Origin of the sequence: Mycobacterium attenuatum (assembly GCF_900566085.1) — a bacterium.
GTDB lineage: Bacteria > Actinomycetota > Actinomycetes > Mycobacteriales > Mycobacteriaceae > Mycobacterium > Mycobacterium attenuatum.
This window is the reverse complement of sequence record NZ_UPHT01000015.1, coordinates 20,575-34,244: the sequence shown is the minus strand read 5'-3', so window position 1 is coordinate 34,244 and position 13,670 is coordinate 20,575. Positions and strand designations below refer to the sequence as shown.

At 65.8% G+C, this 13,670-nt stretch carries 12 protein-coding genes and 1 tRNA gene; 5 read left to right on the top strand and 8 right to left on the bottom strand.

Annotated features, from left to right (window positions below; translation table 11 throughout):
• The 3 genes from EET13_RS30820 to EET13_RS02575 all read left to right on the top strand — a co-directional run.
• A partial coding sequence (locus EET13_RS30820) for a hypothetical protein (RefSeq protein WP_211189014.1) occupies positions 1-437 on the top strand: 437 nt, incomplete at its 5' end.
• A 207-nt stretch (positions 438-644) separates the two neighbouring features.
• A complete protein-coding gene (locus EET13_RS02580; RefSeq protein WP_122440824.1) occupies positions 645-1,016 on the top strand; it encodes an STAS domain-containing protein in 372 nt (123 codons plus the stop codon).
• A gap of 450 nt (positions 1,017-1,466) precedes the next feature.
• On the top strand, positions 1,467-3,716 hold the full coding sequence (locus tag EET13_RS02575; RefSeq protein ID WP_122440823.1) for a SpoIIE family protein phosphatase: 2,250 nt from the start codon (positions 1,467-1,469) through the stop codon (positions 3,714-3,716).
• Positions 3,717-4,036: 320 nt separating this feature from the next.
• Here EET13_RS02575 and EET13_RS02570 read toward each other — a convergent pair whose 3' ends face one another.
• The 8 genes from EET13_RS02570 to pcp form a co-directional block, all read right to left on the bottom strand.
• On the bottom strand, positions 4,037-4,267 hold the full coding sequence (locus EET13_RS02570; RefSeq protein WP_136623087.1) for a hypothetical protein: 231 nt from the start codon (positions 4,265-4,267) through the stop codon (positions 4,037-4,039).
• 458 nt (positions 4,268-4,725) lie between these two features.
• Positions 4,726-5,526 (bottom strand): nucleoside phosphorylase, encoded by an 801-nt coding sequence (locus EET13_RS02565; protein ID WP_122440821.1) that lies wholly within the window; start codon positions 5,524-5,526, stop codon positions 4,726-4,728.
• Positions 5,527-5,854: 328 nt separating this feature from the next.
• Positions 5,855-7,225, bottom strand: coding sequence for a UDP-glucose dehydrogenase family protein (locus EET13_RS02560; RefSeq protein WP_122440820.1), 1,371 nt, complete (start codon positions 7,223-7,225; stop codon positions 5,855-5,857).
• 76 nt (positions 7,226-7,301) lie between these two features.
• Positions 7,302-8,786, bottom strand: coding sequence for a DUF7159 family protein (locus tag EET13_RS02555; protein WP_425294214.1), 1,485 nt, complete (start codon positions 8,784-8,786; stop codon positions 7,302-7,304).
• Positions 8,787-8,839: 53 nt separating this feature from the next.
• Complete coding sequence (locus EET13_RS02550; RefSeq protein ID WP_211189013.1) at positions 8,840-10,459, bottom strand: DUF7159 family protein; 1,620 nt, start codon at positions 10,457-10,459, stop codon at positions 8,840-8,842.
• A gap of 97 nt (positions 10,460-10,556) precedes the next feature.
• Complete coding sequence (gene dcd, locus EET13_RS02545; RefSeq protein ID WP_122440818.1) at positions 10,557-11,129, bottom strand: dCTP deaminase; 573 nt, start codon at positions 11,127-11,129, stop codon at positions 10,557-10,559.
• 83 nt (positions 11,130-11,212) lie between these two features.
• Entirely contained in the window at positions 11,213-11,887 is a 675-nt protein-coding gene (locus tag EET13_RS02540) for a VldE C-terminal domain-containing protein (RefSeq protein ID WP_122440817.1), read from the bottom strand.
• A gap of 118 nt (positions 11,888-12,005) precedes the next feature.
• Positions 12,006-12,674 carry a pyroglutamyl-peptidase I gene (pcp, locus tag EET13_RS02535; RefSeq protein ID WP_122440816.1) on the bottom strand — a complete coding sequence of 223 codons (669 nt, stop codon included), beginning with the start codon at positions 12,672-12,674 and terminating at the stop codon, positions 12,006-12,008.
• Between the two features lie 42 nt (positions 12,675-12,716).
• Between pcp and EET13_RS02530 the strand changes: the two genes are divergently transcribed.
• The gene (locus EET13_RS02530) at positions 12,717-13,517 is read left to right on the top strand and encodes a ZIP family metal transporter (RefSeq protein ID WP_122440815.1); all 801 of its coding nucleotides are present in this window, start codon (positions 12,717-12,719) and stop codon (positions 13,515-13,517) included.
• Positions 13,518-13,546: 29 nt separating this feature from the next.
• A tRNA-Gly gene (locus EET13_RS02525) sits at positions 13,547-13,620 on the top strand.
• The last annotated feature ends 50 nt before the right edge of the window (positions 13,621-13,670 follow it).

Sequence of the window (13,670 nt, the reverse complement as noted above, 5' to 3'; positions counted from 1 at the left end):
CCCGACCCGACGACCGGAAGCCAACAGGAAAAGCTGGGCAGACCAGCGGTCGTCGCATCCCTACCACGCCACAAATCAAGATCAAAAATCAACAATTCACGCCACAACGTCCATCCGTGGATCGAGGTTTAGTGTGCACCACGACGTGGCGGGCCGCGGAAAAATCACGACCGCCTGATCCGGAAGCCTTCGCAGATCCCTACCTGATGCCGAAGTCAATGGCATTGCCCTCGTGTACTCGTTCGGCTCGTCTTATCACCTTCGCCCGGCGTGCGTTGCAGGATCGAAGCGGTACGCCCGTCGTGCACCAATACTGGGTTGCTTCGCCCGGGTGCCAGGTCGATCCATCTTATCCCCGGAACCCTCACGCGGAAGTCACCACATTTTTTCACTGCGAATCCCACGCCCGCAGCGCGGTCATTTCGTATTTCGGCTAATGCGGGCGCCTGCGTCGGGCCTATGCTTTCAACGTTGAGCGAACTATCGGATCACGTCAGTGGGCAGTCACATGTCACCATGCCTACGCCTTGGGTGGCTTTGGCAGGAGTTGCGAGACGATGCTGCGGCCCGGACTTCAATGCCGATTGCCAGCCACGCCAGCAGGGCGGCCAACCCGGCGATGTCCGGTGAAATGTTGGTGAGCGTTGTCGGCTGAAGAATTGATCTCCACCTCAGTCGAGTACGACGATGGGGTGGCGGTGCTGCGTGTCGCCGGTGAAGTCGATACTGTTAGCGCTCCGCTCCTGACTGCATTGATTGCCGACGTGCTCGCCAATCACCCATCGGCATTGGTCATCGACTTGTCCGACGTGGCATTCTTCGGCTCGGCGGGGCTGCAGCTGTTGGTGCAGACCAACGAAATGCTCACTGGCTCGGTCGGCTTGGCGATCGTAGCCAACACTCTGGTGACCAGCAGGCCGATCAAGCTGACCGGCCTGGAAGTGGTCCTGCCCCTGTACGACGGTGTTGATGAAGCGCTGTGCGCACTGTGCGCCAACACCCGCGGTCTCGGTTAGATTAACAGCGGTACTGTCATGGATTAAATGTTGCTCGGTGCAACACTTACGTATCGCTTGATTAAGCCGCGAGGCGACCCGCTGCATTATGAGCCGGCGGCGATGTGGTCAAAAATGATGAGCCGCATACTCATTGACGATTAGCTCGCCGTGGTAGCTATGTCGAGTTGATCCGGGGATCGACCACTGCGACTGCTGGTGCGGCGCTCACTAGCAATGTTAGGCTGCTCAGATTCGGCCGTTCGACAATGCAGTATCGACCTTGGTAATCATCAACGCTGCTGGTTAGCCACGCAGGATCTGGCAGCCAACAGCTTTCATTGCCCGTAGCGCCGGAAGAGGTGCGCGCGATGATTCAATCCAGATTTGAGTCGGTTAGGCGTTATGTCGCAATGAATTGCGGCGCCAATCCAGCCGCGTACCGGTGGATAGCGCGAGGAACCTAACGCGGTGACGAAACCCCGGACGACGGCTAAGGAGCAGCCCCGTCGTGGTGACCTGATCGGCTTCGGCTGGTTTCGGCTGTTAACTCTGTTCATTCTGGTCGCCGCGACGTATGGGCTGGGCGCGGAGTTGGCATGGCACTCCTCCGGTGCTGCCGCCACGGCTTTTTTCGCGAGCGCGGGCTCGACATGGCGATTGTTCATGCCTGCGGTGGGGTTCGCCTTCTTCCCGCCGGCGGGGGTATCGGTGGCCGCGATGCTGCTGACCAATGTGGCGCGCTGGCCCGTAATCGCAGCCGCAGTTATGGCCGCACAACTGGCAATCGATACGCATCATGGGATGGGCCTGGTGGCTGCCGTCGGGCTCGCGGCGGCCAATACGTTAGAGCCGTTAGTGGGCGCATCAGCGGTGCGAGCGTGGTGCGGGGGCCGGCCTGATCTGCGGAAGCGTACGGATTTGGCTCGCTTTGTCGCAGGGGCCTGCGTGCTGGGCCCGCTGGTGGCTGGGCTGCTGGGGGCCGGTGTGGGTGCCCTCTTCGCCGGCATCTGGTGGCCTGCCGGCGTCCTGCGCTGGCTGGCCGGCGATGGGCTCGGTGCTTTGGTGGTGGGCGCCGCCGTCGTGTTGTGGCCGCAGCAGCGGCACCTGATCCGTGCCCGATGGGCGGAAACGGCGCTCGTGTTGGCCCTAGCGGCGGTGTTGTCAGTGGCCGCGTTTTGGGTGAGTTTCCCGCCGGCGCTGCTATTGCTGCCGGTGCTGGCGTGGGCCGCCTTCCGGCTTGAAGTGATCGGCGCAGCGCTGGCCAGCGCGGTGCTCGCGTTCGCAGCCAACTACATGACCGCGGCGGGCCGGGGAGCCTTTGCCCTGGTGGCGCTGCCGGCACCGGCCAAGCTGACTATCACCCAAGTGTTTATCGCGGTCATCATGGTGGTCTCGCTGCTCATCGGCCAAGAAGCCGCCGGACGCGTGGCTGCGGTGGAACAGCGCCAAGCCGAACAACGAGAACGGACCCGGCTGCAAACGCTAGCGCGGCTAGGCGAGTCGCTGGCGGTAGCACTGACGCCCGAGGAGATCGGCACGGCCGTCGCCGCTCAGATGCGCCATGATGCCGGCGCTCACGGAGTGACGCTCGGCCTGATCGATCCCGGCGACAGCATGCTGCGCTGGGTGCACATGGCCGGCTATCCGCCGGCGGTCATGGCCACCTTCAGCGGTGGCCTCAAGCTGTCCGAACCCAGCGCGGCCACCGACGCGGCTCGCAGCGGCACCGCGGTGCTGATCAGTTCCGCCGCCCAATACCAGCGGCGCTACCCGCAGACCGCGCACTGGATGGGTGCCGCCGGCGCCGCCTCTATCGGCGTGTGGCCGCTGGTCGAAGGTGACCGCCCGATCGGGGTGCTAACGCTGATGTGGACCCGGCCACAGCCACTGGATGCGGCCCTGCGTGCATATGCCTCCGCCGTGGCCACGATGGTGACCCAAGCGCTGATACGCTCCCGCGCCTACGCCGACGAGCACACCCGAGCGTTGGTGCTACAGCAGGCGGTGCTGCCCACACACCCTCCCACCATCAACGGCCTCGATATCGCCGTGTGCTACCAACCTGCCGACGCTACCCACGGTCTTGGCGGGGATTGGTGGGATGCCATGCCGCTGCCCAAGAACCGAACCTACCTCGCGGTCGGGGACGTCGTGGGCCATGGCTTGCCTGCCGTGGAAGACATGGCCCAGCTGCGGGCCGCCGGGCGTGCTCTGGCCATGCAAAGACTGGCACCGGCTCAGATGCTCGCCGAGCTCAACATCTTGACCGGCCATGCGAGCCAGGGAAAGTTCGCCACCATGACCATCGCGATCTACGACCCCATGGCCGGGGTGCTGCACTACGGCTCGGCGGGGCATCCGCCGGCGCTGCTGTGCAAAAGCCGCGACAGCGAAGTCATCCGGCTCAGCGGCGGCCATGGGCCCGTGCTGGGTCCAGTGCGGGACGCCGCTTACCGCCAAGACCAGGTGGCCATCGATCCCGGCGACATCGTGGTTCTCTATACGGACGGCCTCATCGACCAACCCGGCCACGATCTCGATACCGCGATCACCCAAGCCCAACGCGACATCAGCACATGGCAACCCGACACCTCCCTGCACGATGCCTGCCTACACCTGGCAACAACCCTGGCTCCGCGACCACACAACGACGACGTCTGCATCCTGGCCGTCAGAATGCAATCCGCGATTTTCCAGCTGCCTGGACGCCAGTCGTAACTGCCGCACGCCTGCTGGTCCGTAGGGATGTGCGGAAGCGCAGCCAAGATTGCGCCGGATCTGCGGGCCGGCCCGCCGCAGTTCGCTGATGTGGTCTTCGGCTTCAGCAATGTCGACTGCGGTCACCATTGATAAGCACCGCCCGATCCGGGGCAATCCAGTCGCCAATAACGCTCCAAGACGTTGTGTTCGGTTGTCGCGCAGAATAATTCACTAAGTCACGCACCCGTCGACGCAATGAACCGCGAAGCCGACATTGCGGCGACACGCCCGTTATCGAGGGTGACGCGCAGGTGGACATTGGCACTCAGCGCCGCGTGTCAACGGGCCCCGGGGCGAGTGAGCCAAACAAGGACAATCGCGACGGCAATCGCCCACATGGAAGAAAGCCACCATGCGGAGATGACCAGTGCGGCGATGGCAAGTTCCCGGCCGTGCTGCCGGCGGGCGGTGACCTGGCATAGCGCGACGATCCCGAGCGGAACGCTCACGTACAGGAACCCTAGGATGCTCGTCAACAACGCCACGACGGCACAACCGTTGATCGTCACAGAGCGCACGGACCCGATGTGTGGAGACCCCGTCGCCTGGCGGGCGTTAGTCATGTTCGGCACCTATCTCACTGGGTGGCCGTCGTGCGGCCGCTTGGCTGATGAGGAAATATTGGTGGCCAGTGCTGCACGGATGCTTGGCGAGTCCTTGGAGCGGCTCTGCGGTTCAAACCCCTTGGTGGGCTCGAACATCGGGCGAAGGTGACGACCAACTTGGCCGAACATCACCGCATCTCGAGGTACGACGCTCGCGGCCGTCTACACCGGCGCCATCGGCACCATCGGCTCAACATCGCAAATGAAGGACCAGCATCATTCGTCAAGGCCGGCGGCGAATTACCCACTTTCTCAACGGCGTCAACCACCTCCGGGGCGACATGACCGGCGGATTCCCCAGCTGGCGTCGTGCCGCCGACCGAGCGCGCCCACGGCATCGGGCTGAACGAACGTTCGGCCAGCTAGGAGCCAAGGATCGCAGTAGCGACGGCAGAGGCAACCGCGAGCGAAACGTTGACCCCGTTGTCGGTCCCTTTTTCGAAGTCATCGCCGTCCACGGCCATGGTGTTGGTGATATGCGCCAGGCAGACGACCTTCTGGTGCGCCGCAGCGGCGTAGGCGTAGAGAGCTGCGGCCTCCATCTCGACGCATGCGATTCCGCGCCGCTCGGCTTCTTTGATTGCCAACGCGGTTTCCCGGTACGGAGCATCGGTCGTCCAGGAACTTCCCGTGACTACGTGGATGCCGTTGCGGTCGAAGGCATTACGCAGTTCTTCGTGGAGTTCATCGCAGAGGTAACTCCATTCAGCAGGTGCGACGTAGTGCGCGCTGGTTCCTTCGTCGCGCAGCGCCCGTTCGATGAGCACGAAATACGGTGGTGTCTCGGCGCCGCTAATACGTCCCGCGGACGTGATGCTCACTACCAATGATGCGCCGGATACGGCCAGCTGCTCGGCGACTAACACCGCAAACGGCGCGCCGACAGCCATTCCGACGACTCCGATTTCTAGCCCGTCGACCTTAGTGACCCACATCTCGGTGTGGTAGCAGGCCCAGCCCGCATGCCGGTATCCGGTGCCGGCGCGCTCCAGGTGACGCACCATGTCACCATCGGGATCCAGAACGCACACCGCGGGAACATCCTTGTCCGGCAACGATTTTTGACGACGCGCCTCGCGCAGCAGATTTTCGGGGCGAAACACCGAGGGTGCATCGAAATCCTTTGGCGCTACCAGTGGGTAGCGGCCGTGGTCGTCGATCATTGTTTGCAACGGTCCATCGACGGTGCGCGCGCACTGACGGGCAGCAGGGTCGCATTACCGGTTGCCCACACGGTGTCGACCCTAGTAGACAGCGTCCGGCGGTCCACGAGCATCCACCCAGATTCGTCAGCCGGCTGGCCGCGCCCCCAGGTCGCCGCCGGCATCCGCGAGCTACAGCGTGCCACCGCCTAGCAGCCTGACGTCCGCCAATAGTGGACGGACATCGGCTGTTCGCCGGGGCAGGGCTGGCCGGCGTTCCGTGTGGGTACACGGCGAACTGCCAATCGAGCAGACACATCCCGGGGATGAGGCCGCCGGTGCCGACCACCTACATGCCGGACATCGGCTGTCCCGGGCTGGGTGGATGGTCACTCGTCGGCTGCCGCGCGCCAAGGCGGAACACCCGCCAGCCCGCGCGCTCCCAGCGGGGCGCGTCGAGGCAGTTGCGGCCATCGACAATGACCCGAGCCCGCACCCGCTCTGCCAGATCGTCGGGTTCGAGGTCGACGAACTCGCGCCATTCCGTGAGCACCAGCACCGCGTCCGCGCGCTCGCACGCCTCCGCCACCGAAACCGCGTAATTCAGGGTCGGAAACAGACGGTGTGCGTTGTCGAGAGCCTTCGGGTCATACACGTTGACCGCGGCACCGTTGAGCTGCAGCTGGCCCGCGACATTGAGCGCCGGCGAGTCGCGCACGTCATCGGATTCGGGCTTGAACGCCGCGCCGAGCACTGCGATGTTGGCGCCCAGCAGCGAACCTCCGCATGCCGTGGTCGCCAGCTCGACCATGCGAGTACGCCGGCGCATGTTGATGCTGTCCACTTCACGCAGAAACGTCAGCGCCTGGTTGGCGCCGAGTTCGCCGGCGCGAGCCATGAAAGCGCGGATGTCCTTGGGCAAGCATCCGCCGCCGAAACCTAAACCGGCACTGAGGCATTGACGTCCGATGCGAGGGTCGTAACCGAGCGCGTCGGCCAGCAGGGTGACGTCGGCGCCGGCGGCTTCGCATACTTCCGAAATCGCGTTGATGAACGAGATCTTGGTCGCCAGAAAAGCATTCGCAGATACCTTGACCAGCTCGGAGGTCTGCAAGTCGGTTACCAGAAACGGGACGCCGGCCCGTAGCAGCGGACCGTACAGCTCCCGGACCGCTGCCTCGGCGCGCGCCGACCCATCCTGTACGCCAAGCACAATGCGATCCGGGTGCAAGGTGTCGTGAACTGCGAAGCCCTCGCGGAGGAATTCCGGGTTCCACGCGATTTCAACGGCCACATCCGGCGGCGCCAACGCGGCGGCCCGACGGCCCAGCTCGGCGGCAGTCCCAACCGGGACCGTCGACTTGCCGATCAGGACCGACGCCCTGCTCAGACGCGGTACCAGCGTGTCGATCACGGCATGGACATGGCGCAGGTCCGCGCCGTATTCACCCCGCTTCTGCGGTGTTCCGACGCCGAGAAAATGCACGTCGGCGAACTCGGCGGCCATGTCATAGTCGGTGGTGAATTGCAGCCGGCCGGCAGCCAGATTGTCGCGCAACAGCTTTCGTAAACCAGGCTCGTAGAACGGAATGTCACCACCAGCCAGCTTGGCGACCTTGCCCGGGTCGATGTCGACCCCCACGACCTGATGTCCCAGCTCCGCCATCCCGACGGCGTGGGTGGCGCCCAGATAGCCGGTGCCGAAAACGGTGCATCGCATACCACCGTGTGTAGGTGCCCCCGATGAGCGGGCCACATCGCGACGCTGAACGGCAGATGACGGCTACCCGGCGAAATCAGAAGCCGGGGACGAATGGGATGTTGAACCCGCCGCGACCGTGCCCGCCGCCTCGGCCGCCACCGTGTCCACCACCGTGATCGTCACCGTGGCCGCCGCCGCCCGGGAAGCCCCCGCCACCGCCGGGGCCAAAAATGGGGACCGGGATCTGCACGGGCACGGGGATGGGCACCGGCGCCGGGGCGGGGGCCGGAGCCTCCGGAACCGGAGCCGGGGCCGGCGCCGGTGCGGGAGCCTGTGGCGCCGGAGCGGGCCCTTGCGGAGCCGGTGCGGGAGCCTGCGGAGCCGGAGCGGGCTCTTGCGGTGCCGGCGCCGGAGCCTGCGGGGCCGGTGCCGGTGCGGGAGCCTGCGGCGCCGGGGCCGGAGCTTGCGGCGCGGGCGCGGGGGCTTGCGGGGTCGGCGCGGGAGCGTGAGCTGCCGGTGCCGGTGCTGACGGCGTCACGACGTTGTGGCCCGGGTCGGGCTTCACGTCGGGTGACGAGCGGATGCTGACGGCCAGCGAAAGGGCAAGGGCCGCAACGCCGATGACAAAGAGCGACGTTACGATGCTCGCGAGCAGCGGGAACGGCTTCCGCTCGGGCTGATCATCGGGGACAGCGGTTTCGGGAACGGCGCTGTAGGCCAATGGCCCCTCGCCTGTTTCCACGCTGTCGGAGACGTCGTTGAAGTAGGCGGCGTCAAGCCGGTAGGGGTCCAGCGTGCCGGTACCGGGGTCCTGTGCGTAGGCCAGCGCTGCTGTCGACGATACGAAGAGGGGGGTATTCGCCGAGGCCAGCGCCGCGCCTCGGGCCAGCGCCGTGTCAGGTTCCTCGGCCGCAGTCACCGGCAGCGCGGTCGCCGTCTCCAGCGCCGGTTTGATCATCGGGATGTCGATGCCGGAGCCGACGACAAATATGGCGTCTGGATGTGTCTCGAGGCTTTCGGCGCTGGAGACCAACTCGGTCAACTGGGCCACCGCGGTGTCGTCGTCGTCGGACAGCAGCTGTCGCTGGATGTCGGCGATCGAGCCATTTGCGCTATCGACCACCGCAAGCGTCGCGGTCTCGGGTTCGATGAACAGCAGCGCTGTGTGGGCGTAGTTGGTCTCGTTGCCGACCGCTTGAGCCAGGGCAGCCGCAGCCAAGAACGCCGAGACGAGTACGACCTTCTCAAGCTTTTGGTTGGCCAGCGCCTCACGCAGCGCAGCGGCCTGGCCCGGATCCCGCCAGGTCACACCGGTCGAGGCCAGCTGGTAGCCGCCCTCAGACGCACCTTCCCTGGTGCCGAGGATCGCCGAAACCACCTGCTGGGCCGCGCTGACAGTCGCCGCATCCCCGTCGCCGGAGACGTCGAATTTATCCTGATCAACTAGTGCGCCGTCGCCGTTTTCGCCTTCAACCAGCACCATCCGGACTGCGGTTGGTGCCATCGACACACCAAGTACGGTGTCCAAAGCTCCCCCATTTGGTCTTTTGCATCGTCGCGGATACGTGACTGCGAACATTGCTGCGGGTCCCCAACCCGTATTCCGATCTTACTCGCGGCCCGCAACCATCCTCAAAGTTGGTTTGCTGCGAAATGCTCCGGCCCGCCGCCGAACCCGCCATGACCGCCGCCGCCGAATCCGCCATGACCGCCGGAACCGCCGCCGCCCAACGGACCACGACCGCCCGGACCGCCGCCTCCCAGCGGACCCTTACCGCCCGGAGCGCCGACGACTGGACCCCTACCGCCGGGCGAGCCGCCGAACGGACCCCCTCGACCAGGGACACCGGCGCCACCGCCGGGGATATGCCCGGGATTGGGTGAGGACCCCAATACCGGAGGAGCTTGGCGGGCCGGTTTCCGCGGACCCGGGCTCCCGACGCGAGGGGGCGACGCCGGAACCTGAACGCCCGGTGCAGGCGCTTGCGGTCGTGGCCGCGGCACTTGCGCCGGGGCCTTTGGCACCGGCGGGCGCAGCACCGACTCTGGCCCGGTCGCAAGGACGGGAGGCACCAGTATCGGCAGCAGCGGCGGCACCATGATGGCCGGATCACGGGCCGGCACCCGAACCGGAGCCTCCGGAGCCGGTAACACCGGAGCCGCTATCACTGGCGGCGGCAGAGCAGGAGCGGCCGGAACCGCGGCGGCCGGCACCGGAGCCGGTAGTTGCGGGCTTGCGGCGCGCGGTGGCGCGGCGGGCCGCGGTAGGTCGATCCTCGGCTCTGGAGCCGCGGCGACCTGAGCCGTCGCGGGAGGCTGCTCCGTCGGCGTGACGAGATGGTTTTCGCTGGGCTTGGGCAGTAAAGCGACAGTCGGGCGGATCTTGATCGCCAGGGCAACTTCGAGGGCCACCACCGCGGCGATGGCGATCACCGCCACCGCGCTACCGATCAACAGGGCATGCCGGCGGGCGGCGGGGTCGTCATCGGGCGCGGCGCTGGCGTCGAGGTCGTCGCCAAGGAGGTCGGGGGCGGGCAGGTCGTGCGCATACGCCAGGGCGGCCGTGGTGGACGCGAACAAGGGTGCGTTGCCCGACGCCAGCGCGGCGCCGCGTGCCAGCGCCATTTCGAGTTCCTCCGGCACACTCACCGTCAGCGACGTCGCCGCATCGAGGGCGGGTTTGATCATGGCGACGTCGACGCCAGTGCCCACGACATACACGCCGTCGGGACGAGACGGCATCGACTCGATGCCGGCGATCATTTCGATCACCTCGGCCACGGCCGTGTCGTCGTCTTCGGAGAGCAAAAGCCGGTGTACGTCACCGACCGAGCCATCTGCGGTTTCCACGACCGCCAGGGTCGCGGTGTCCGGTTCGACGAACAACACGGCGGTCCGCTGGTAACCAACGGCGCCGCCGACCGCCTGCCCCAACGCGGCCGCAGCTAGAAATGCCGACACCAGCATGACGTTTTCGAGCTTGTGTGCGGCCAGCGCATCGCGCAGCGCCGCCGCCGAAGTGTCGTCGGGGCACGTCACGCCCACGGAGGTCAGTCGTAGGCCGGCCTCGACCGCACCCTGCCGGGTGCCCAGAATTGCGGCGATCACCTGCTCGGTTGGGCTGGCGGTGGACAAGCTCTGGTTGAGGCGGAAGGTGTCTTCTTCGACGATCACGCCGTCGCCGTCTTGGCCTTCGACCAGCGCCATCCGAACCGCGGCCGGCGCCATCGACATGCCAAGGACAACGTCCAAAACCCCTCCCAAGGTTTTGTGACCGGCGGTGAACCGCAGGACAACACGCCCGAAAAAGATGTTAGTCCTACAAACAATGCCGGGAGCCGCGCCGAAGCTATGTAGAACGTATGAAGTTCACGTAGGACCGCGACGGTGTCGGGCCGCGCTGGCCTTGATACTTGGACCCGACACCGCTACTGCCGTACGGGCGCTGCGCCGGGCTGGTCAAACGAAGTATGCACAACTGGCCGATTTTCATTCCCGGCCACAGCGCAATCGGCAGGTTGGCGACGTTGGACAGCTCCAGCGTGATGTGGCCGCTGAAGCCGGGATCGATGAAGCCAGCGGTGGAATGGGTGAGCAATCCCAATCGGCCCAGCGACGACTTGCCTTCCAGCCGTCCGGCGAGATCGTCGGGCAACCTGAACAGCTCCAACGTCGAGGCCAGCACAAACTCGCCCGGGTGTAGGACGAACGGATCTCCGTTGGCCGGCTCAACCAGGCTGGTCAGCTCGTCCTGCTGCCGGGAGGGGTCGATGTGGGTATAGCGCGTGTTGTTGAAAACGCGGAACAGGCAGTCAAGTCGGACGTCGACGCTGGACGGCTGAACCAGGCTGTCGTCGTACGGATCGATGCCCAGCCGCCCGGCGGAGATTTCGGCTCTGAGGTCACGGTCAGAGAGCAGCACCCGACGAGCGTAGCTGCTGGTGGGCGCATCGGTGGCCGATGTCGCGTGGGCGCCGTGCGGCGTGCTCGGCAGTTCCCAACGGTTCAGCGAACCCCGCCGGCTAAGCGCAGGTAGATTTCCTCGCCGGTCGGGTATCCGCCGCCGGTGGTGGTGATGTGGACGTGGTCATAATGGCCGGCACCACTGGCCCGTGCGCCATCGGGCGTGTAATAAGCGCCCCGCCAAATGGCATCTTGGATGCCGAATCGCGCCGCGTTCATCAACACGTAGCTAACGATCTGATTACCCAGCGCGATACCGTCCGCGCTGCCCGGATCGGGGACCATCACGTCGAGTGCCAAGCCGTTGGGATGCCATCGCAGCGCGTCCGCCCGAACGCCGCCGATTTCTTGGATCTCGGGAAACAGCGCGCTGATACTGCGCGCCACCAGAATGGTCTTGACCTGTAGGCCCTGCTCTGGCGCAACCCCGGGCGCCAGGGCGCGCGAGCGAGTGTCGACCCGCCATCTGGATGCTGTAGCAAACTGGCCGCCGTCCCAGCCCATGGCCGCCTCGCTACCAGGCATTTTCACCGTCAACGGAGTCGGCGCCGCCGCCACGATCTCCAGGCAGCACGGTCCGTCAACCTGGTCGACCCCACGGTCCGCATGCGGACCGACATCTGCGGTCACGGCGAAGAAGACAGCGGCTGGGGCAGCGAGGGCGGTCAGGAGCACTGACGACCGTCGCCGCTCCCGGACCAACGCGTGCCTTCTCACCTGACGCACTCTACGAGATCACGAAACAATAAACATCCCCTATATAGAAAATTATTCTTCGCGTAAACGAGTGGTTTATCGGAGCACACCGAAAAAGGCGTCGCTACCAGTAGCGATCTCAGATCTGCAATCGAGACCGCACGGGTGTGGCGATATCAGACAATTGCCGAACGGCGGCCTCGATACCGGCCGTGACGCCGGTGACTGCCGTTTCCACCGACATGCTCGGGACCCCCAGGTTGTCCTCCAGGGCGGCGACGCTGGGCAGGCACGGCAGGTGCATCCAGCCGGCGCGCATCGGAAGGGCGTTTTGCGCAATGTGGTGCAAGACCCCATACATCAGGTGGTTGCACACGAACGTGCCGGCGGCATCCGAGACGTCGGCCGGCACGCCGGCCGCGCGCATAGCAACGACCATGGCGTGGATCGGAACCGTCGCATGGTAGGCAACGGGACCGGCGGGGTCGGTGTGCTCACCGACAAGGACCGTGCCGGCGTTGTCGGCAAGCCCGTACCGCCCGCAGTCGTTGATGTTTTGCGCCAGCCGCTCCACGGTGATCACGGCGCGGCCCGGATATTCGCCCAACATGACCACCACGTCCGGACGCACGTCCGCGATCGCCTGCTGCGTGGCGGTGATCGATTCAAAGAACACGTTCGGCACAATCCGGGCGGTCACCGTCGCGCCGGCGATGACGCGACCATCGAGCGCCTCGGCGGTGAGCTGCGCCGGGTTGGTTGGGGTGTTGCCGTACGCTCCGAATCCGGTGACCAGTACCTGCGACATGATGCTCCTTGATCTGCGGCCCGCGCGCCTGCGCGATGACACATTCTCGACCGAACCCGGGAGGTCGGCATCAGCATCGTGACAACGGCCGCATCCCTGGTGGCCTTTCCCGTTGTCGCCGGGATCATCGGCGGCGCGGTCGCGGTGGTGCGGAGCCCGTCGCCGGCCCTCGTCAGCGGCGTCCAACACTTCGCCGCGGGGGTGGTCATGGCGGCGGTGGCCGGCGAGGTGCTGCCGGACTTGCGTGCCCGGGGTTCGCTATGCCTGATCATTGTGGGCTTTGGCGCGGGTGTTGCGGTGCTGGTGGGGCTTCGGCATTTCGGCGGCGCGGAAGGTTCCGGCGGCGAGGGTTTCGGCGGTCGCGAGGATTCCGGCGGCGAGGGTTGGGCCGGGGAGCGTTGCGGCGGCGCGCTACCCGTCGCGTTTCTGACCGTGGTCGCGGTCGACCTCTTCATCGACGGGTTACTTGTCGCAACCGGCGCGACCGTGTCTCGACGGACCGCGCTCATCATCGCGATCGCCCTGACGGTCGAGGTGCTGTTCCTGGGATTGTCGGTGGCGCTACGCCTGACCGGCTCGGGTGTACCCCGGGTTCGCGCCGCAGTGACCACCGGCGGCGTCAGCCTGGTTACCGCGGTAGGGGCGGTGCTGGGTGCGCTGCTGCTCGGCGGCGCGAGTGCTGCCGTGCTCACCCTGGTGCTGGCGTTTGCGGCGGCTGCGCTGTTGTGGCTGGTTGTCGAGGAGCTGCTGGTCGAGGCGCATGAGACGCCGGAACGGCCCTGGATGGCGGTGATGTTCTTCGCCGGATTCCTGATCCTCTACTGCCTGGGGGTGATGGAATGATCCGGATGCTAGCCTTCTGAAGCAACCGCGCCGATGTAGTTCAATGGCAGAACATCAGCTTCCCAAGCTGAATACGCGGGTTCGATTCCCGTCATCGGCTCCACGAAAAGACCTGCTAGAGGGTCCGCGGGGAACGCGGAACAACGCGCGACA

What these genes read in the sequence shown, in the direction of transcription:
- EET13_RS02565 (WP_122440821.1), bottom strand. Translation starts at nt 5,526, where the DNA reads ATGATCGACGACCACGGCCGCTACCCACTGGTAGCGCCAAAGGATTTC.
- EET13_RS02560 (WP_122440820.1), bottom strand. Translation starts at nt 7,225, where the DNA reads ATGCGATGCACCGTTTTCGGCACCGGCTATCTGGGCGCCACCCACGCC.
- EET13_RS02555 (WP_425294214.1), bottom strand. Translation starts at nt 8,786, where the DNA reads ATGTTCGCAGTCACGTATCCGCGACGATGCAAAAGACCAAATGGGGGA.
- pcp (WP_122440816.1), bottom strand. Translation starts at nt 12,674, where the DNA reads ATGTCGCAGGTACTGGTCACCGGATTCGGAGCGTACGGCAACACCCCA.